15 protein-coding genes are annotated in these 21248 nt (G+C 58.9%); 12 read left to right on the forward strand and 3 right to left on the reverse strand.

What is annotated here, in order from left to right:
* Nucleotides 1–484: 484 nt before the first annotated feature.
* A complete protein-coding gene (sstT, locus tag ACTG2B_RS10725) occupies nucleotides 485–1735 on the reverse strand; it encodes a serine/threonine transporter SstT (protein WP_139473892.1) in 1251 nt (416 codons plus the stop codon).
* Nucleotides 1736–2090: 355 nt separating this feature from the next.
* On the opposite strand from sstT, the gene ACTG2B_RS10730 reads away from it, so the two are divergent.
* From ACTG2B_RS10730 to ACTG2B_RS10745, 4 genes are all read left to right on the forward strand, one after another.
* On the forward strand, nucleotides 2091–4007 hold the full coding sequence (locus ACTG2B_RS10730) for a RecQ family ATP-dependent DNA helicase (protein ID WP_439995713.1): 1917 nt from the start codon (nucleotides 2091–2093) through the stop codon (nucleotides 4005–4007).
* Nucleotides 4008–4598: 591 nt separating this feature from the next.
* Nucleotides 4599–6521, forward strand: a complete 1923-nt coding sequence (locus tag ACTG2B_RS10735) for a PrkA family serine protein kinase (protein WP_005333223.1) — start codon at nucleotides 4599–4601, stop codon at nucleotides 6519–6521.
* 23 nt (nucleotides 6522–6544) lie between these two features.
* On the forward strand, nucleotides 6545–7816 hold the full coding sequence (locus ACTG2B_RS10740; RefSeq protein WP_005360363.1) for a YeaH/YhbH family protein: 1272 nt from the start codon (nucleotides 6545–6547) through the stop codon (nucleotides 7814–7816).
* 9 nt (nucleotides 7817–7825) lie between these two features.
* Complete coding sequence (locus ACTG2B_RS10745) at nucleotides 7826–9346, forward strand: SpoVR family protein (protein WP_421349539.1); 1521 nt, start codon at nucleotides 7826–7828, stop codon at nucleotides 9344–9346.
* A 161-nt stretch (nucleotides 9347–9507) separates the two neighbouring features.
* Here ACTG2B_RS10745 and fadJ read toward each other — a convergent pair whose 3' ends face one another.
* Together fadJ and fadI are read right to left on the reverse strand one after the other, a co-directional pair.
* Nucleotides 9508–11655, reverse strand: coding sequence for a fatty acid oxidation complex subunit alpha FadJ (fadJ, locus tag ACTG2B_RS10750; protein WP_139459275.1), 2148 nt, complete (start codon nucleotides 11653–11655; stop codon nucleotides 9508–9510).
* A complete protein-coding gene (fadI, locus tag ACTG2B_RS10755; protein WP_439995715.1) occupies nucleotides 11655–12965 on the reverse strand; it encodes an acetyl-CoA C-acyltransferase FadI in 1311 nt (436 codons plus the stop codon). Before fadI ends, fadJ begins: the two co-directional genes overlap by 1 nt.
* A 182-nt stretch (nucleotides 12966–13147) precedes the next feature.
* Between fadI and ACTG2B_RS10760 the strand changes: the two genes are divergently transcribed.
* The 8 genes from ACTG2B_RS10760 to ACTG2B_RS10795 are packed head-to-tail and all read left to right on the forward strand — an operon-like array spanning nucleotide 13148 to nucleotide 20863.
* A complete protein-coding gene (locus tag ACTG2B_RS10760) occupies nucleotides 13148–14098 on the forward strand; it encodes an AAA family ATPase (RefSeq protein ID WP_439995717.1) in 951 nt (316 codons plus the stop codon).
* Complete coding sequence (locus ACTG2B_RS10765) at nucleotides 14089–14991, forward strand: DUF58 domain-containing protein (RefSeq protein ID WP_429200398.1); 903 nt, start codon at nucleotides 14089–14091, stop codon at nucleotides 14989–14991. The genes ACTG2B_RS10760 and ACTG2B_RS10765 overlap by 10 nt, the downstream gene beginning before the upstream one ends.
* Entirely contained in the window at nucleotides 14976–15515 is a 540-nt protein-coding gene (locus ACTG2B_RS10770) for a DUF4381 family protein (RefSeq protein WP_429200397.1), read from the forward strand. The genes ACTG2B_RS10765 and ACTG2B_RS10770 overlap by 16 nt, the downstream gene beginning before the upstream one ends.
* Nucleotides 15512–16504 (forward strand): VWA domain-containing protein, encoded by a 993-nt coding sequence (locus ACTG2B_RS10775; RefSeq protein ID WP_429200396.1) that lies wholly within the window; start codon nucleotides 15512–15514, stop codon nucleotides 16502–16504. The genes ACTG2B_RS10770 and ACTG2B_RS10775 overlap by 4 nt, the downstream gene beginning before the upstream one ends.
* Nucleotides 16495–17946 (forward strand): VWA domain-containing protein, encoded by a 1452-nt coding sequence (locus ACTG2B_RS10780; RefSeq protein ID WP_439995719.1) that lies wholly within the window; start codon nucleotides 16495–16497, stop codon nucleotides 17944–17946. The genes ACTG2B_RS10775 and ACTG2B_RS10780 overlap by 10 nt, the downstream gene beginning before the upstream one ends.
* A 20-nt stretch (nucleotides 17947–17966) precedes the next feature.
* On the forward strand, nucleotides 17967–19478 hold the full coding sequence (locus ACTG2B_RS10785; protein WP_439995720.1) for a hypothetical protein: 1512 nt from the start codon (nucleotides 17967–17969) through the stop codon (nucleotides 19476–19478).
* Between the two features lie 13 nt (nucleotides 19479–19491).
* Entirely contained in the window at nucleotides 19492–20091 is a 600-nt protein-coding gene (locus ACTG2B_RS10790) for a sigma-70 family RNA polymerase sigma factor (protein WP_257123076.1), read from the forward strand.
* Complete coding sequence (locus tag ACTG2B_RS10795; RefSeq protein ID WP_257123077.1) at nucleotides 20084–20863, forward strand: DUF3379 domain-containing protein; 780 nt, start codon at nucleotides 20084–20086, stop codon at nucleotides 20861–20863. The genes ACTG2B_RS10790 and ACTG2B_RS10795 overlap by 8 nt, the downstream gene beginning before the upstream one ends.
* Nucleotides 20864–21248 lie beyond the last annotated feature (385 nt).

Below are 21248 nucleotides of genomic sequence, written 5' to 3' on the forward strand. Positions count from 1 at the left end.
TAACCCTGCTCTCTCCTTATTACTCCCTTTGTTGGATATCTGTATGCTCACCAGCACCATGGCAGAGCACATCGGGTATCAACATGATTAACCCCCCATGCCCGCAGCTCAATATCGCCAACACATTTACTCCCCCTCACCAAACCATGATGGCGTATCTGATAGGACGGGTTCATCTGCCGCAGCCAGCCACCTCCATTCTTCTGTGATGCTGTGATGCTGTGATGCTGTGATTGTCCTGAAGATCTGGGGTAAGCCATAGCAATCGGCTCTTGGCAGAGCAGACAAAGGTGTGTGACGCACAACAGAGGGAGTAAGCACGACTCAAAGGGATAAAGATAAGGCAGCCCCCTGGACAAGGGCGACAGAATGTCCGGCACATCAGCCAATGAGATTGATCAAAGAGGAAAAGAGAGCAAATCCGGCAATAAAAAGCGCCCTCCGAAGAGGGCGCAAGTGTGTTGCGAAACTGCGCGTTAGGAGATCAGGCTTCGCGGCTCGGTACCGGAGCCACATCCAGCAGGGTTTCATCTTCGGCCATGCACGCTGCGGCGGTGAATAACACGTCGGTGGAGCTGTTAAGGGCTGTCTCGGCAGAATCCTGCAACACGCCGATGATAAAGCCGACAGCAACCACCTGCATGGCGATGTCGTTGCTGATGCCAAACAGGCTGCAGGCCAGCGGGATCAGCAGCAAGGAACCACCGGCGACACCGGATGCGCCACAAGCACTGATGGTGGCAACCACGGAGAGCAGCACGGCTGTTGCCATGTCCACTTCCATCCCCAGGGTATGTACCGCCGCCATGGCCAGCACAGTGATGGTGATGGCCGCACCCGCCATGTTGATGGTGGCACCCAGCGGGATGGAGACAGCGTAGGTATCTTTGGGCAGGCGCAGTTTTTCACACAGCGCCATGTTGACCGGGATGTTGGCGGCAGAGCTGCGGGTAAAGAAGGCGGTCACACCGCTCTCTTTGAGGCAAGTCAGCACCAGCGGATAGGGGTTGCGCTTGATCTTCCAGAACACGATCAACGGGTTGACCACGAAGGCGATAAACAGCATGCAGCCGATCAGCACCACCAGCAGTTGAGCATAGCCAAACAGGGCGTCAAAACCGGTCTCTGCCAGCGTGGAGGCAACCAGACCCAGGATCCCGAGCGGAGCACAGCGGATCACCGCTTTCACGATGGCGGAGACACCGTGAGACAGGTCAGTGATCAGCGCCTTGGTGCTCTCGTTGGCATGGCGCATGGCGATACCCAGACCGATGGCCCACGCCAGGATCCCGATATAGTTGGCATCCATCAGCGCCTTGACCGGGTTGGTCACCACATTGAACAGCAGGGTCTGCAGTACCTCGGTGATCCCGCCGGGCGGGGTGATCTCGGCAGTATTGGCCACCAGATGGAGGTTGGAGGGGAATAGGAAGCTGGCAATCACCGCGACCACGGCCGCAGAGAAGGTACCAAACAGGTAGAGCGCCAGCAGCGGGCGAATATTGGTCTTCTGACCCTGCTTGTGACCAATGATGGCCGCCATCACCAGTACGAATACCAGCAGCGGGGCTACCGCTTTCAGTGCACCAACGAACAGACTGCCGAGCAGACCCGCCGTTTTCGCCCACTCGGGCGCAAAAAGTGCCAGCAAGATACCGAATACCAGACCAACCAGGATCTGGCTGACCAGACTGGTGCTATTGACCAGCCGAAGGAGGGGGTGTTGTTGTGTCATCAAAAAAGTCCCTAAGCACCGTAGTGCATGAATCATGAGTCCTGTCTGCAACCACTCATCGGGAGACCCCTGTCGTCCGAATGTGGTGTCTGTGGCCAGCCTTCTGTCGGGCCGATCCGCCAGTCACCGGATTGCATGACGGAATATCCCATTCGCCATCTTTTTTTTCCAGAGACTCACCAAAAAATATCCCGTTTCCATCACAAAAAACCGCAACAAAACCTTAACTACAGCGCAACCACCCATTTTTGTACGTTTTATCGACACTCTCTGCCCTTTCCCTCACGACCATTCCTGTGTCATCCGTGACCGGCGTCGCTGTGCTATCATCCCCCATTTGCCGCGGAGCCTTGCCATGATCCCATCCCTGCTCAACCAATATTTTGGTTTCTCCGCACTCAGACCTGGTCAGGAGGCGGTGATCAGCCGGGTGCTTGCTGGTCAGAGTGCCGCCGCCATCTTTCCCACCGGCTCCGGCAAGTCCCTCTGCTATCAGCTGCCTGCCCTCGCCCTGCCTCACCTGACCCTGGTTATCTCGCCGCTACTGGCGCTGATGCACGATCAGCTCGCCTTCCTTAAAAGCAAGGGAATAAACGCCGCTACCCTCGACTCAAGCCAGAGCCCGGAGGAGAGCCGACGAGTGATGCAGCAGGCGCTGGATGGACAGCTCAAGATCCTGATGATTTCGGTAGAGCGACTCAAGAACGAGCGTTTTCGCCGTTTTATCCAGCAAGTGCCGCTCTCGCTGCTGGTCGTCGATGAGGCGCACTGTATCTCGGAGTGGGGCCACAACTTTCGCCCCGACTACCTCAAGCTGCCGAGCTATCGCCATGATCTGAAGATCCCGCAGGTGCTGCTGCTCACCGCCACCGCCACACCGGCGGTTATTCAGGATATGCAGACCAAATTCGGCATCGCGCCGGAGGGGGTCGTGGTCACAGGTTTCTACCGCCCCAATCTTGATCTGGCGGTCATTCCCCTGTCGCCCGACGCGCGGGATAGCTGGCTCGCACAGGAGCTGGCCAACGCTCCGGCGGCCCCCACCATCGTCTACGTCACCTTGCAACACACCGCAGAAGCCTGCGCCGAGCAACTCATTAGAGAAGGGATCAACGCCCGCGCCTATCATGCCGGACTCGACTCGGCGCTGCGCAGCCAGATCCAGCACGACTTCATGGCGGGCAAGGTGGATTGCATTGTCGCCACCATCGCCTTTGGCATGGGGATCGACAAAGCGGATATCCGGCGGGTCATTCACTACGATCTGCCCAAATCCATCGAGAACTACAGCCAGGAGATTGGCCGCGCCGGACGGGATGGCCAGCCATCGCGCTGTATCGTGTTGGCCAACCAGAGCCAGCTGCCGGTGCTGGAGAACTTCGTCTACGGCGATACGCCGGATTTGAGTGCCATCCTCCAGCTCCTTGCCATCATCAAGCAGAGCGGGAGCGAGTGGGAATTCACCCTGCTGCGCCTCTCCAACGACACCAATATTCGCCAGTTGCCCCTTAAAACCCTGCTGGTCTATCTGGAGATGGCAGGCATCATCACCCCGGCCTATAGCTACTACGCCGACTACCGCTTCAAATTTGTGCTGGATAAAGGCGAGATAGTGAGCCGCTTCAATCCGAGTCGCCGCCAGTTTCTGGAGCAGCTGTTTGCCTGTGCCCCGCAAGCCCGCAGTTGGTGCACCATGGACTTTGACGCCCTCTGGCAGGGCTATCAGGGGGAGCGGCAGCGGGCCGTTGCGGCGCTCGACTACCTGCAGCAGCAAGGCTGGATCGAGCTTGAAAGCAAACAGATGACCGAGGTCTACCGGATCACCCGTCAGGGGTGGGACAACGAGCAGGAGGCAAAAGCCCTGCACACCCTGTTCCTGCAAAAAGAGCAAAGTGAGCTGGCCAGACTGCAATCCATGCTCGACTTTTTCACCTCAAGTGAGTGCCTGAGCCACCGCCTCGCCCGCTATTTTGCCGATGAGGTGGTGCCGGTTCATTGCGGCCACTGTTCGGTTTGTCGCAGCGAGGTGGCGCATCTCCCGCCCCTACCCTCACTGACCATGCCAAACGAGGCGGGGATCCGCGCCTGGTGCGATCCGCTGATTGCCAAGACAGGTTCGGTGGATGTTCGTGTTCTGGCCCGTTTCCTGTGTGGCATCACCACACCGCTGACCAGCCGGATCAAGGCCAAATCGCTGGCGGGCGCAGGCCAACTGGCCGCACACCCGTTTGCCAGCGTCCTGGCGGCAGTGCAACAAGCCTACCCTTGCTAGATGAGTGCCGGCGGCGTCAATAGCCACCAGCAGAAACAAGCGTTTACAGACGCAGAAAAAGAAGACCCTCGCGGTTGCGAGGGTCAAGCCAACGGAAACGTGCTTAAACAGAGCTTGGTGAGGCAACAGTCAACTCTCTTGCTAAAGCGTCTTGCTGCTCACACATCGCCAATCTAGGGCACTCAAAATGTAGCGTCAATGTAAAAATTAGAGCAAAAAACCCAAACAAAGTGATTTACGTTGACGTTCACGTAATGACATTATCATCCATAACCCCGCCAACCCGCAGCCCCATTGCCTTTCGTCAAACCCCTTAATCTTTTCGCAATAAGTTCCCTCTTTCCCATAAACATTTATTTTTTATGTCTTTGACATTTACCTCACTATCGTGGCAAAAATAATTTAACAGTCAGTAACATAGCGGTGTTGTTGACTGACCCTCCCCGCACAAGGATCGGGCAGGTTTCTTCAGAATTTAACCTATCAACCGTGATGGATTACTGGAGTCTGTTGACTAGGCTTTAAAAGCGCACAACACAAAAGCAGTCATCCACTTTTTTCAGGGTAAGCGACTATAACGAGGGCAAAGTTATGGGCATATTCGAGCATTACCAACAGCGATATGAAAAAGCGAGAGAAGAGGAATATACCATCCAGGAGTTCCTGGATATGTGTAAGCAGGACAAAGCCTGCTACGCCTCCGCAGCCGAGCGTCTGCTGACCGCCATTGGTGAGCCGGAGATGGTAGACACCTCAGCCAACCCCAGACTGAGCCGACTCTTCTCCAACCGCGTCGTGGCACGCTATCCCGCCTTCAAGGATTTCTACGGGATGGAAGAGGCCATCGAACAGATCGTCTCCTACCTCAAACACTCCGCCCAAGGGTTGGAAGAGAAGAAACAAATCCTCTATCTGCTGGGCCCCGTTGGCGGCGGTAAATCCTCGCTGGCAGAGAAACTCAAATCCCTGATGCAGAAGGTGCCCATCTATCGCATCAAGGGCTCACCGGTCAACGATCACCCCTTCTGCCTGTTCGACATCGAAGAGGATGGGGAGATCCTGGAAAAAGAGTACGGCATCCCGCGCCGCTACCTGCGTCCCATCATGTCCCCCTGGGTGGCCAAACGTCTGCACGAGTTTGGCGGCGACATCACCAAGTTCAAGGTGGAGAAGGTCAACCCCTCCATCCTCGATCAAATCGCCATTGCCAAGACTGAACCCGGTGATGACAACAACCAGGACATCTCCTCACTGGTCGGCAAGGTCGACATCCGCATGCTGGAGCACTTCGCCCAGGATGACGCCGATGCCTACTCCTACTCAGGTGCGCTCTGTAAAGCGAACCAGGGGGTGATGGAGTTTGTGGAGATGTTCAAGGCGCCTATCAAGGTACTGCACCCGCTGCTGACAGCAACCCAGGAGGGTAACTACAACGGTACCGAAGGGCTCTCAGCCCTCCCCTTTGACGGCATCTTGCTCGCTCACTCCAACGAATCCGAGTGGCAGCAGTTCCGCAACAACAAGAACAACGAGGCCTTCCTCGACCGGGTCTACATCGTCAAGGTGCCTTACTGCCTGCGCGTCTCCGAAGAGGTGAAGATCTACGAGAAACTGCTGATCAACAGCGAATTGACCGAGGCCAAATGCGCCCCGGGTACCCTCGAACTGCTGGGCCAGTTCTCGGTGTTGTCACGGCTGAAAGAGCCGGAAAACTCCAGCATCTACTCCAAGATGCGGGTCTATGATGGCGAGAGCCTCAAAGACACCGATCCCAAGGCGAAGAGCTATCAGGAGTATCGCGACTACGCCGGTGTGGACGAGGGGATGAATGGTCTCTCTACCCGTTTTGCGTTCAAGATCCTCTCCCGCGTCTTCAACTTCGACCACGCGGAAGTGGCCGCCAACCCGGTGCACCTCTTCTATGTGCTGGAGCAGCAGATCGAGCGCGAACAGTTCCCGCAAGAGCTGCACGATCGCTACCTTGAGTTCATCAAGGGCTATCTGACCCCGCGCTATGTGGAGTTCATCGGCAAGGAGATCCAGACCGCCTATCTCGAGTCCTACTCCGAGTACGGTCAGAACATCTTCGATCGCTACGTCACCTACGCCGACTTCTGGATCCAGGATCAGGAGTACCGTGACCCCGAAACCGGCCAGCTGTTTGACAGAGCGTCCCTCAACAGCGAGCTGGAGAAAATTGAAAAACCCGCCGGGATCAGCAACCCGAAAGATTTCCGTAACGAAATCGTCAACTTCGTGCTGCGTGCCCGGGCCAACAATGCAGGCCGTAACCCCAACTGGACCAGTTACGAGAAGCTGCGCACCGTGATCGAGAAGAAGATGTTCTCCAACACGGAAGAGCTGCTGCCGGTTATCTCCTTCAACAGCAAAACCTCGGCCGAGGAGCAGAAGAAGCACGATAACTTTGTCGAACGGATGATGGAGAAAGGCTACACCCGCAAACAGGTGCGACTGCTCTCCGAATGGTATCTCAGGGTACGCAAGTCATCCTGACCCTGACTGTTCAAGGGGGAGTTATGGCGCATTTTATCGACCGCAGGCTCAACGGCAAAAACAAAAGCGCTGTCAATCGGCAGCGCTTCATCCGCCGCTACAAGAAGCAGATAAAACAAGCGGTCTCGGATGCTGTCTCCAAGCGCAGCATTCAGGACGTAGACAAGGGCGAGAGCATCAGCATCCCGACCAAGGATATCGGCGAGCCCCATTTTCATCAGGGGCACGGTGGTAAACGGGAGATGGTGCATCCCGGCAATGACCAGTTCGTCTCCGGCGACAAGATTGACCGTCCCAAAGGAGGGGGCGGCGGACAGGGTTCCGGCGAGGGACAGGCATCCAATCAGGGTGAAGGGGCCGATGATTTCGTGTTCCAGATCTCCAAGGATGAGTATCTCGATCTGCTGTTTGAAGATCTGGAGCTGCCCAGGCTGCAGAAAACCCAGCTCAACCAGCTGATGGAGGTGAAAACCTATCGGGCGGGCTACACCTCAAACGGGGTGCCCGCCAACATCAACGTGGTGCGTTCCCTGCAAAATTCGCTGGCGCGGCGCATGGCGCTGCAAGCAGGCAAGAAACGCCAATTGCATGAACTGGAAGATCGGCTGGCCCTGCTGGCCACCGATCCCAACGAGCACTTTGCCGAAATAGCCCTGCTCGAGAAGGAGATCAGGGAGCTGAAACGGCGGATTGATGCGGTGCCGTTTATTGACACCTTCGATCTCAAGTTCAACAACTTCGTCAAACGGCCCGTCCCTTCCAGTCAGGCGGTGATGTTCTGTCTGATGGACGTCTCGGGCTCCATGGATCAGGCCACCAAGGAGATGGCCAAACGTTTCTATATCCTGCTCTATCTGTTCCTGAGCCGGACTTACAAGAACGTCGAGGTGGTCTATATCCGCCACCACACTCAAGCCAAGGAGGTAGACGAGCACGAGTTTTTCTACTCCCAGGAGACTGGCGGCACCATCGTCTCCAGCGCCCTCAAGATGATGAATGACATCATCAATGAGCGTTATCCCGCCAACCAGTGGAACATCTATGCGGCGCAGGCATCGGATGGTGACAACTGGGCTGATGACTCACCGCAGTGCAGGGAGATCTTGGCGCGGGACATCATGCCAAGGGTGCGGTACTACTCCTACATCGAGATCACCACCCGTGCCCACCAGACCCTGTGGCACGAATATGAGTCGGTAGCCAGCCAGTTCCCCCACTTTGCGATGGAGCACATTCGCAAGGTCGAGGATATCTATCCGGTGTTCCGCGAGCTGTTCAAGAAACAAGCGGCGTGAGGAGGTCACATGATCGAAACAGAAAAACGTGTAGCGCCACTGGATGACGGACCAGACTGGAACTTCGATCTGCTGGAGACCTATCACCAGGAGATCGCCCGGGTCGCCCGTTTCTACAAGCTGGATACCTACCCCAACCAGATCGAGGTGATCACCGCCGAGCAGATGATGGATGCCTACTCCAGCGTCGGCATGCCCATCGGCTATCAACACTGGTCGTTCGGCAAGCGCTTTATCCATACCGAGCGCAACTACAAGCGCGGCCAGATGGGACTGGCCTACGAGATCGTCATCAACTCCGATCCCTGCATCGCCTACCTGATGGAGGAGAACACCATGCCGATGCAGGCGCTGGTGATGGCACACGCCTGCTACGGCCACAACTCCTTCTTCAAAAACAACTACCTGTTCAAGGCCTGGACCGATGCCTCCTCCATCATCGACTACCTGCTGTTCGCCAAGAACTACATCACCCAGTGTGAAGAGAAGCATGGCATCGAGGCGGTGGAGCAGCTGCTCGACTCCTGCCATGCCCTGATGAACTTCGGGGTGGATCGCTACAAGCGTCCCCAGAAGATCTCGATGGCAGAGGAGAAACGGCGCCAGAAGGCGCGGGAAGATTATCTGCAGACTCAGGTCAACGAGCTGTGGCGTACCCTGCCCAAGCAGCATAAAGCCGCTGGTGTGGAGGACAGGCGCTACCCCGCAGAGCCCCAGGAGAACATTCTCTACTTCATCGAGAAGAATGCCCCCTTGCTGGAGCCCTGGCAGCGGGAAGTGGTACGAATAGTGCGCAAAATCAGCCAGTATTTCTATCCGCAAAAGCAGACCCAGGTGATGAACGAGGGGTGGGCCACCTTCTGGCACTACACCATCCTCAATCACCTCTATGACGAGGGCAAGCTGAGCGATCGCTTCATGATGGAGGTGCTGCACAGCCACACCAACGTGGTCTATCAACCGGCCTACAACAGCCGCTACTACTCGGGGATCAACCCCTATGCGCTGGGGTTTGCTATGTTTACCGACCTGCGCCGCATCTGCGAGAACCCGACCGAGGAAGATAAATACTGGTTCCCCGACTATGCCGGCAGCAACTGGGTCGAAACCCTCCACTTTGCCATGCAGAACTTCAAGGACGAGAGCTTTATCAGCCAGTTCTTAAGCCCGAAAGTGATGCGGGATATGAAGCTGTTCGCTATTGATGACGACGATCTGAAGAACTATCTGAAGGTCTCCGCCATCCACAATGACGAAGGGTACCGTCAGGTGCGCAATACCCTGTCGGCCCAATACAACCTCAGCAATCTGGAACCCAATATTCAGGTCTACAACGTTGCCGTGAAGGGGGATCGCTCCCTCACCCTGCGCTATGTGCCCCACAACCGCATACCCCTTGGCGACTCACGCCATGAGGTGCTCAAACACCTCCATCAGCTGTGGGGGTTTGATGTAGTGCTGGAGCAGGACAACGGTGAACTGCCACCCGATATTATCGGCCGCTGCCCGGAGCGCAAACCGGGGATCTGATCCGTGACGTGATATCTCGACGGCCCACTTCGGTGGGCCGTTTTTTATCAGCGTTTGCCTCTGCTTGCATCATCGCAGCACAACCGGAACAAACCACAACATAGAAAGAGGCCCGCATGGTGTGCGGGCCTCTTTGCCTTGCGGTCAATCGGCAGCGGTTATCAGTAGAAGGTCTGCTGCTCTGCGGCCATCGCCTTGAGGCGGGCACAGGGAGCAAACCGGTCGCCGTGGCGCTTCTGGTAATACTCCAGACGGCCAACCAGATGATCGATCCCGAGGGTATCCATGTAGCGGAACGGGCCGCCAAGGAAAGGCGGGAAACCGATGCCGAAGATGGCGCCGATATCACCATCACGGGCCGACGCCACCACACCGCTATCCAGCGCCATGGCCGCTTCGTTGAGCATCAACAATACGCAACGCTCGGCTATCTCCTGACGGGCCAGCTTTGCAGAAGGCTTGATGCCGAGCACGCCATAGACGCTCTCGTCCACCGTCTTCTTGCCCTCTTTGCCGGTCAGCTTGTTGCGCGGTGCCGCCTTGCCATAGAGGTAGAAGCCCTTGCCGTTCTTGCGTCCCTTGCGATCATTTTGCAGCAGCTTGTCGAACGCCTTGGGCGCCTGGAACTGCTCGCCGCCCAGCTCTTTCTCGAGAATGGGGGAGATCTTGGCGCCCACATCGATCCCCACCTCGTCCAGCAAGGTGATGGGGCCAACCGGGAAACCAAAGTCCAGCAGCGCGCTGTCCAGCACCTCCACCGGCTCCCCTTCCAGCACCAGTCTTGCCGCCTCATTCATGTAGGGCGCCAGGATGCGGTTGACGTAGAAACCGGCTTCGTCCTTCACCACAATAGGCGTTTTACCCTGAGCACGGGCAAAGGCCAGAGTGGTGGCGACCGTCTCGGCACTGGTACCAGCGTGGGGGATGATCTCCGCCAGCGGCATCTTGTCCACCGGGCTGAAGTAGTGCAGCCCCACGACTCGCTCTGGGTGCGCCGCCTCTGCCGCAATCTGGTTGATGGGCAGGGAGGAGGTGTTGGATGCAAACACTGTGTGCTCACCGCACTCACGCTCCACGTCCTTCACCATCTGGTGTTTGAGCGCGAGATCTTCAAACACCGCCTCCACCACCATGTCGACCCGGTGGAAACCGGAGTAGTCGAGGGTGCCGGTCAGCAAGCTCATCTGTTTTTCCAGTTCGCTGCGCAGAATGTGACGACGCTTGAGCTTCTTGGCCAGAATGTCGTAGCTGTAGCGCATGGCATTACCGATGCCACTACTTGCCACATCCTTGATCCGCACCGGCACTCCCGCCTTGGTAGCGGTGACGAACGCAATGCCGCCCCCCATCAGACCACCGCCCAGCACGGCGGCATGGGCCACCTTGCGCGGCTCGGCCCCCTGATAGGTGACCTCTTTCTTCATCTCGGTGGTGGCAAAGAAGATGGAACGCAGGGCGGCAGACTCAGCAGTCATCACCAGCTCGCCAAAGTGGCGGGACTCGGCGGCCAGACCGGCCTTCATTCCCTCCTCCACGCCAATGCGCACAACGTCCAGGATCCGCTCCGGCGCCGGGTAGTTGCCACGGGTCTTGGCTTTAACCCCCTTGCTGGCCTGATCGAACAGCACCTTTCGACCCAGTTTGTTGGTCTCCAGCACCTTGCCCTGCAGATCACGTTTCAACTGATGGCGCGGTTTGCCCTTCTTGGCCAGCTTGATGGCAGCATCCAGCAAGATTGACGGCGGCACCACATCGTCCACCAGCCCCAATTTCTTGGCTTGTTTGGCCCGCACCTGCTTGCCGGTCAGCATCAGATCCAGCGCCTTGGCCACCCCGATAAGGCGCGGCAGACGCTGGGTACCGCCAGAGCCCGGCAGCAGACCGAGCTGAACTTCCGGCAATCCCAGCACAGATTTGCCGTGATCGGTCACCACCCGGCCATGACAGGCAAGAGCCAGCTCCAGCCCTCCTCCGAGGCAGGGGCCGTGAATGGCGGCGATCACCGGAATGGTCAGTCCCTCGATCTCGGCAAAGATCTCCTGCCCTTCTCGTGACAGTGTCTCGGCATCCTTGGCACTGGTGCAGGCAGCCAGCATGGTGATATCAGCACCGGCAATGAAGGAGTCCTTCTTGCCGGAGGTGATCACCAGACCGATCAAATCCTTGTTGCGTTTCACTTCGGCCAGCACGGTGCGGATCTCCTCCACAAAGGCAGCCTTGAGGGTATTCATGCTCTCGCCCGGCACATCCATGGTGAGGATGCCGATGCCATCTTTGCGAACATCCAGGGAAAAAGTCTTAGCGCTCATTATTCAACCTCCAACACCATAGCCACGCCCAATCCACCCGCCGCGCAGGCGGTGTTGAGCCCCAATCCCCCGCCGCGACGACGCAGCTCGTGCAGGGTCTGGGTGATCATCCGCGCACCGGTCGCGGCAAAGGGGTGGCCATAGGCCAGCGAACCGCCGAGGACGTTGAACTTCTCCATGTCCACCTCGCCGATGGCCTGATCGCGGCCCAGCTTGTCACGGGCAAACTCGTGGCTTGAGAACATCTTGAGGTTGGCCAGAGTCTGGGCGGCAAAGGCTTCGTGCATGTCGATCAGGGTCAGATCACCGAGCGTGATGCCGGCTCTGTCCAGCGCCAGCGGCGTGGCATAGGAGGGCCCCATCAGCATGTCCTGCCACACATCGATGGCCGAAAAAGCGAAGCTGCGGATATAGCCAAGCGGTTCGAGGCCCAGCTCTTTCGCCCGCCCTTCCCGCATCAACAGCACGGCAGCGGCGCCGTCAGTGAGCGGGGTGGCATTGGCAGCAGTGACTGTGCCATGGACCCGGTCAAACACCGGCTTGAGCTTGGCGTAGCTCGCCAGATCGGAGCTTTCACGGATATTGTTGTCCCGCTCCAGCGGTGACTTGTAAGGGGGCACATGGGCGGTAAACACCTCGCCACTGAGCTTGCCTTGCGCCCACGCTTCTGCAGCCAGGGTGTGGGAGCGATGAGCCAGCGCATCTTGCGCCTCGCGGCTGATATGGTGACTCTTGGCCATCTGCTCGGCGGTCTGTCCCATGGAGAGACCGGTCGAATATTCCGCCACCGCAGGCGGCACCGGCAGCAAATCCTTGACCCTCAATGTCCGCAGAATATTGAAGCGCTGCTGCAGATTGCGCGCCTTGTTGAGATCCACCAGGGCGCGGGCCAGCTTCTTGCTCACCCCGATGGGCAGCACGGAAGAGGAGTCAGCGCCGCCGGCGATGGCGATGTCTACGGTACCGGCCATGATGGATTCGGTGACGTTGGCCACCGCCTGAAAACTGGTGGCGCAAGCGCGGGAGACGCTATAGGCATCGGTATTGACGCTCATGCCGGTACCGAGCACGATCTCGCGAGCAATGTTGGGGGCTTCCGGCATCTGAACCACCTGGCCAAACACCAGCTGGTCGATAAGCTTGGGATCGAGATCGGTACGGGCGAGCATCTCGCTCACCACCAGTTTGCCGAGATCGACTGCAGGCACGCCATGAAAGGCGGTGGCCTGCTTGGCAAAGGGGGTACGCAGCCCCGCCACGACGGCAATCCGTTCGCCCTGGCGAGTCGTCAGTTTCAATGGCTGTTTCATCCTGGCTCCTTGGTTTAAAAGGCAGAGGTCTGACCTCATTGCGCCACATCTTAACAATCCAATCACAAGTTTCATACAGCTGATTGAAACTAAATTAAGCACGGCAAGGCCCCTTTGCTCGCCCTTGGGGAGCAACTGGAGTATAAAAAGATCAACTTCCATAAAAACAACGGGTTTATCGCATGGCAGCGGCGGAGTTCAGAGCGCTTAGGGACTATCTTGGCAGTCAGATCCTGGGGCAGGAGGAGCTAATTGAAGGACTCCTGATTGCCATGTTATGTGAAGGACATGTGTTAATCGAAGGGGCTCCCGGGCTGGCCAAAACCCGCGCCGTCAAGGCGCTCGCTGGCGCCGTCGAGGGACGCTTTTCCCGTATCCAGTTTACCCCCGACCTGCTTCCCGCCGATCTCACTGGCAGCGAGGTGTTTCATCCGCAGGATGCCAGTTTTGTATTCCAACCGGGCCCCCTCTTCAACCATCTGGTGCTGGCGGACGAGATCAACCGGGCGCCGGCCAAGGTGCAATCAGCACTACTTGAAGCCATGGCTGAACACCAGATAACCGTGGGCAAAAAGAGCTGGCGGCTGCCGCCTCTCTTTATGGTGGCCGCTACCCAGAATCCCATCGAGCAGGAGGGGACCTATCCCCTGCCGGAGGCTCAGCTCGACCGTTTTTTGCTCAAGTTGATGGTGGACTACCCGAGCCCCACCATGGAACTCGCCATCTTGCAGCTCAACGCCAGCGGCGAACAGCTTGGCGCGGCACCGGTGACTCTGAGCCAGACCACCTTGCAAGGTGCTCGCAACGAAGTGCTGGCGGTGACCATGCAAAGCAGACTGGAGCACTATCTGGTGGAGCTGGTCTGCGCCACTCGCCCGGGCAGCGGCCTGTGCCATGCCCTTGAGCCATTGATTGCCGTGGGAGCCAGCCCTCGGGCTACGCTGGGGCTGGCTCGCTCCGCCCGCGCCCGCGCCTGGCTCGCCGGACGTGATTATGTGCTGCCGGAAGATATCCAGCTGCAAGCCTATCCGGTGCTGCGCCACCGCCTTATTCCCAGCTATCAGGCACTGGCCGACAATCTGGATAACGATATCCTGATCGCCCAACTGCTGGATCAGGTGCCATGTCCCTAGAACCCGGTCTGCATCCCGATATCGCCCTGTCACTGCCACGGCTGCTCAATATCCGGCTCTGGGCCAAGGCCAGGCAGCCACCTCACGCAGGCAGAAGCAGCAGCGAACGCGGCAAACCGGGTCGCTCTCCCGGACTCACGTTTCGGGAGCTGCGCGCCTATCAGGCTGGTGACGAGGTACGCCATATCGACTGGCGAGTGACCGCACGCCTCGGTCGTCCCTATACCCGCCTCTATAGCGAGGAGCTCGATCAAGCGCACTGGCTGCTGCTCGATCTCTCTCCTGCCATGTATTTCGGCTCCACGCTGCAGCTCAAGGCGCGTCTGGGGTGCGAGCTGGCTGCAGCCCTGATCTGGCAAGGGGAGAAGCAGCACAACACCCTGATCTGCCACGGGCTTATCCCCCATCACCAGAGCCAGCGCGGCAGCGTGCTGCCCCTGCTCGAATCCCTCTGCCATCACTATCAGCAAGGGCTGGCACGCCGGGCGCTTTCTCACTCTCTGGCCGACACCTTGTCCGGCGTGAAGCTGCCTCACGGTGCCAAGCTGACGATCATCACCGATCACAGACCCTGCGAGTCGGTGCTCTGTCAGCAATTGCAACTGCTCTCCCGGCGCCATGATATTCACTATTGGCAGATCCGTGACCCCCTCGAGGCAGCCCTTCCCCCTGACGGCCAGCTGCCAGTGGCCATCGATCGGCCAGGGCAGCACTATCAGGGCTGGCTGGATGGGGGCCATGCCGGTTTCTCCCAGCGCTACCGGCATGCCGCCGAGCAGCAGCTGGCCCACGGCAAACAGTTGCTGTTGCCATTGGTGCAGCGTCTCTATCTGCTCGATAACAGCCAGACGCTGCAACAGCAGTGGCAGGAGGGGTTATGTCATCAGGGATGATCACGCCCGCCGAACTCGATAGTGCCAGCCCCGCCTCCGAGGCCATCACCCCGCCGCTGGCTGCCCTGATGCGGGATATTCACCCGGGGCCGGATCTTATTGAACAGAGTCTTGATCCCCGGGTGCAGGCGCTATTGTGGCTCCTGATCGCCGGTTTTCTTCTGCTGCTGATCGTCCTGATTGCCCTCAGGGTGATACGTTACCGCCGCTGGTGTCGTCAGCTGGAGGGAGATCCGGCACTGCTGGTGGCACGCATACAGGAGTCCCTGCGTCATGAAGCACTGCAACGCTGGCCCGAGGCGCGCCAGTTGCAGGGAGAGGCGTGGCTCGCCTTCGTCGATCGTCACGGCGGCACCAATTTTAGCCAGTTCTCGTCTCACTGGAGCAGTTGGCTCTATGGCAGCCAGAACCCGACTCGCGAACAGTGCGAGCTGCTTCGGCAACATTATCGCCGCTGGGGTCAGACCCTTTTCTTGCAACGCTCTCCCCGCTCGGGGCGTAAAGCCGCACGGAGGCATTCATGATCCTGGCCTGGCCATGGTTTGCGCTGGCGCTGGTGCTGCCCTTGCTGGTGCGATTCGGCTTGCCGCCCCTGCGCCGCGGTTATCTGGCTCACCCCGGGTTTGCGCTGCTGCGCCCTCAGGCCGGATTGCCGCTCTGGCGGGCCATGCTGCTCTGGTGCGCCCTTATCCTCGCCCTCTGCCGCCCCCAGTGGTGGGGGGAACCGGTTATTCAATATGAAGGGAGTCGGGATCTGCTGCTGGCGGTGGATTTGTCAGACAGCATGCGCACCCCGGATATGCTCGATAACGGCGAGCAGCAAGCACGGCTAACGGCGGTGCGCCAGCAGATCAAGGCGCTGATCGCTAAACGGGCCGGAGACAGGGTGGGCCTCATCGTATTTGCCGATCACGCCTACCTGCTCTCTCCCCTCACTCAGGAGATCCCGGCGCTGTTGACCTTGAGCGACGAGCTCGATTTTGATCTGGTCGGCCGAACCACCGCCCTTGGCGAAGCCATCCAGCTGGCACGTCAGCATGGAGATCCGGGTCGCCCCACCGCCCTGCTGCTGGTCACTGATGGCCGCAATACCGCAGGCAATGCCGACCCGCTGCAGGAGGCAAAACTCGCCGCAGCGCAGGGAATACGGATCTACACGCTGGGGGTCGGGGCCGATCCCGATACCTTTATCCAACCCTACGATGAGGCAGGCAGCGGTCAGGCCGATCCCAGCAGCGAACTGGACGAGCTGCTCCTGAAAGAGCTGGCCCAGACAGGCCAGGGTCGTTACTTTCGGGCACGCACCCAAAGCGATCTCGATGCCATCAACGCGACTCTCAATGCCCTTGAACCTGCCCCCATGCCGATTGCCCAGTACCAGCCGGTGATCGAGCTCTACCCCTGGCCGTTGGCACTGCTTTGTGGCTTGTTGCTTCTGCCGTCAGGGCACGGCAGGCTGGAGTTTCGCATGGTGCGTAACTGGCTGGTACGAGGCGCGCGCAGATGGAGCTGATCTTGCTCCGCCCTCTGTGGCTGATCGCACTCATCCCCTGGCTCTGGCAAGGGTGGCACCGTCGTCGCCAGCCCCCGCTGCTCGCACCTGCGATGCAGGCTTATCTGCTGCCAGCATCCCGTCCTCAACGTCCCTGGCTCTGGCTGGCAACCCTGCCCGTCATTTTGGCCCTCAGTGGTCCCGCACTGCGCGGTGAGCTGCAACAGCAGCCTGCAGCACCGCTCGATATCTGGCTACTGGACTTGTCACGCTCGATGACCGCCACCGATCTCAAACCGGATCGGGCAACCCGGGTCAGATGGCAATTACAGCAGCTGCTGAGCCGCGCCAAGGGCGAGCGCATTGCGCTGATCCTCTACGCGGGCGATGCCTACCTCGCCATGCCGCCCACCCGGGATCATCAGGCCCTTTCGCTTCTACTACCCGACTTGCGCCCCGATATCATGCCGTTGCAGGGCAGCAACCCGGCACGGGCGGTGGAACTTGCCATGAAGCAGCTGGCCCCTGGAGAACAAGCCCGTCTGCTGTTGATCACCGACGACCTCACCCGGAATCAGATGACCCAAATCGCTGCTCTGTGGCCCTGCCAGCAACGCCTTCTTTGCCGCCATACCCAGTCGTCACGCCTCGATATTCTGCTTGCCAGCAGCGGTCAACCGGCCCCCATGCCCGCCATTCCGGCCAATGAGTTGGGGTTTGCCACCCGCATGCCCGCGCAGTTGCCCGCCCCCGATAGTCAGGCCATTGCCGCACTGGCCAATCGCCTCGGCGGTGAGCTGCAATGGCTTGATAGCGATGTCCCTCACTTTGCACCGCTGCCCACCACCACCTCGGCCCTCACCCCGGCACCACTGGATCTTGGCCCCTGGCTGCTGATCCCCTTGTTACCACTGGCCTTGCTGGCCAGAGTCGGCGCCCGGTTGATGATGGCGCTGATGGTGGGAGCTCAGCTGCTTGCGCCACAAGATCTGCAAGCAACAGAGAGGGGGGATCTGCAAGCGATGCTGGCTTATCAAGAGGGGGATTTTCAGCGGGCAGCTCGCACCTTCAACGATCCAGTCTGGCGCGGCAACGCCTGGTATCGGGCTGGTGCCTACCGGCCAGCCATCGCAGCCTATCAGGAAGCAGAGAGTGCCACCGCCCACTACAACCGCGGCAATGCCCTGCTGCAACTGGGGGAGTTTGCCGCAGCCAAAGAGGCCTATCTGGCCGCTCTGGCGCTTGAACCCGGCCATGAAGATGCGCTCTATAACCTCTCTCTGTTGCAAGGCGGTGCGGCCGCCGCTCCCGATACCAGCACCAGCAAGCAACCCGAACCATCGGCTGAACAGCAGGCAGCAGCAATGCCCCTGCCCCCCTCTCCCCCTGTGTTGCTGCTGGAGCAGCGACTGCGCAAAGATGCACTACGCCGGGACCTGATCAAGGTGGAGGAGCCCTGGTGACACGGGCAGGATGGGGGCTGTTGCTCGCACTCGCGAGTCCACTTTGCTGGGCTTTGCCCCCTCGGGTAGAGCTGCTGCCGGGGGCCGACCCCAGCGATTGGCTGCTGATCATCGAAGCGGATGGCGAGCGCCAGAGCAGCGAACTGGAGATCACCCCCCTACTACGCCAGTTTGCAGTGGGCAGAGTGACCATGAGCCGGGTCACGACCCCGGTACAACAACTGACTCGCTGGCAGATCCCGCTGCACCAGAGCAATTCACCCGCAAATACAGAGGTGGTGATTGCCCCGCTCAAGCTGGGAAATGAGTTCACTCCCTCGCTCACCCTGCCATTGAGAGAGGTGAAAACAGCGGCGCTGCCGCAACCCGCAGCCCCCTCGCCCCTCGAGATGCAGGCCAGCCTTGAACATCAGGGCCCGCTCTATCCCGGCCAGCCGGTGATCTACCGGCTGACACTGTGGCTGCCCACCAGTATGCAAAACCCGGCGCTAAGCGAGCTTAGCTCTGCCCACTTCACCATCCGTCGCCTCGGTAGCGACGAGTGGATCGCCCCCGCTCAGGCAGGTCTGCCCGGCAGGCTCACCCGCAGCTGGCTCGTTCAGGCAAAAGCGCCGGGACTCTGGCACCTCGACTCACCCCGCTTGCAGGGGCAGCTCACGCAGCAAGGGAGCAAGCCGCAAAAACTCTCGGCCCGCGCGGCACCGCTCGAGGTAAGGGTCGACAAGGCCCCCGCCACGCCGGTGGCCACCCAGCTGACCCTGAGTCAACGGCTTGAACCGGCCTCCACGGGGGAAGTGGGTGAACCGCTGATCCGTATCCTCACCCTGACCATGGAAAATGGTGACAGCGGCCAGATCCAGCTTGCCCCCCTGATGGCCCATCAACTGCCAAACGGCATACAGGCACATCCTGATGGCGAGCAACAGCAGGAGCGTTACCGCGATGGCAAGCTGCTGTTTGAGCGACAGTGGCGCCAGACTCTGGTCGCGGAGCAGAGCGGCGACTATCAGCTACCCCCCATTGATCTGCCCTGGTTTAATACCCAAAGCGGCCGGATTGAGCAGGCCAGCCTCCCTGCCATCACGCTGACGTTTCAGGCAACAACAAATCGGCAACCTGATCAGCAGACATCACAGATGGCACTGCGAGAGAGCCTTTGGTGGGTCGTGCTGGCCGTGGCGCTGCGTACGCTATGGCGCCACTGGCCCCGCTGGCGAGCCTTCTATCAACTGCAACGTGCCCTTGCCCAACACCAGCCGGATGCCAGTCGCAAGGCGCTGATCAAGTGGGCGACCATGCGCTGGCAGGTCTCCTATTATCAATTAGGCCAGTTGCCTGACGCTGGGCATAATCGGCTCGGCAACGCGCTCGCCGCACTCGAGCGAGCCTGTTTTGCACGGCCCTCTTCTGGCCCGCCCATCGAGTGGCGCGCTCTGGCGCGTACCCTCAGGGCTGATGAAACGGCCGGTATTGCGTACCTGATTTACCTGCTGGCGCACGGGAGTTCCCGCTCCCGCCGCCACGCCCCCTGACAAGGATTGCCCTATGGCACTGCTGTTTTTTAGAAAAAAACGTGCTCAGCAGCATATTGGTGGAAATGATCCGGCCACTTCGCCGGTCTCTGATCCCATGGCTGACAAACAAACCAAATTTGAAGCACTGGTTCATGCGCTGCATGGCGATCTCTACCGGTATGCCTACTGGCTGGCCCGGGATCCCAACGTAGCGGAAGATCTGGTGCAAGAGACCTTCCTTCGTGCCTGGAAGGCGATCGACACCCTGCAGGATGACAAGGCGGCCAAAGGGTGGCTGATCACCATCCTCAGACGGGAGAACGCCCGCCGCTTTGAACGCAAACAGCTGGAGCTGGTGGATCTCGACGATCACCCTCAACCCCAGTACGATGCGCTGCACAGTGAACAGGAGATGGAGAACGAGTGGTTGCACCGTCACATCGCCCGGTTGCCCGAGGAGTACCAGGAGCCACTGCTGCTGCAAGTCGTGGGAGGATTCAGTGGTGAGGAGATTGCCGAGATGCTCGGCCTCAACAAGAACACCGTCATGACTCGACTGTTCCGCGCCCGCAACCAGATCAAGGAGGCGATGGAGCAGAAGAACCAAGCAAGAGGACACGGACATGGATGAACTCGAATTTCGCCGCAACGCCATGATCCAGCCCCACGATCAACTGCCGGATTTTCTCAAAACAGCTGAAGCCAGCCAGGCCAATCGGAACTATCTCGACGAGATGAAGCAGTTCGACAGAAGCCTCAAGCGCGCCATGCAGGTAGAGGTTCCCGCCGGACTGGCCGAGCGGATCCTGCTCAGGCAAGCCATGCAGCAAGACAGTGACGCGCCAGATGATTTGCCGCCATCCCGCCCCCTTGGCACGGCGCCGGTCAAGATCCGGACATCGACATCCTGGCGCCAGATCGCCCTGGCTGCATCGGTCGCCTTCCTGCTGGGAATGAGCACCCGCTGGATCACGCTGCCAGAAACGGCTCCTGCAGCCCTCTCCCTCGCACAGGTGGCGATGGCTCATGTCTATGGCGAAGAACCCTTTATTGAAGGTGTCGATGAGCAGGTCAATCTGCATAACATAAATGCCAAGATGGAGAAGTATGGCGCCACCTTAAGCGGGATGGATGGGCTCAAGGTGACCTATGTCAATCACTGCTCGTTTTATCAGGGACCTGCCTTGCACATGGTGATCCAGGGAAAGATGGGGCCTGTCACCCTCTTTTTAGTGCCCAAACATGTTCCATTAACCCTGCAACAGGCCACCTTTGAAGATGGCACCCTCAAAGGGGAGATAGTCCAGCTCAAAGGCGCCAATATGGTACTGATTGGCGAGATGAAAGAGCCACTTGCCCCCGTTGCCAACGCCCTGCAGTCACGTCTGCAGTGGGACATTTAACATCGCCGGTTAACAACCTCAGATCCATCCTCAATAGCAGGCGGCGGTCACGAGCCGCTGCCTGTTCCCCCCCTGATTACTCCCCTTTGTCACTCATTTGCCTCAAGATTTCGAAAAATTGACAAAATTATTTTTGTGACGGAGATCGGCAATCCAGGTCAATAATCCACCTTTACACCCTCAAAATGATGAATTAAACAGCAAGTTAAAACAAATGATTAACACATCGATCACTTTTATGTATTCTGCTGTCACTGGTCTGATTTCTTACCTCCTACCAGATCCATAGAATCACGCCAGAATTGATTGGGAAGAAGCTGAAATAAAAACGGATTTTGTCGAGGTTTGCATTGAACGTGCAGCCAATATCGGCAAAAAAATCTGC

Source organism: Aeromonas sp. 30P (assembly GCF_051919805.1).
Lineage (GTDB): Bacteria > Pseudomonadota > Gammaproteobacteria > Enterobacterales > Aeromonadaceae > Aeromonas > Aeromonas veronii.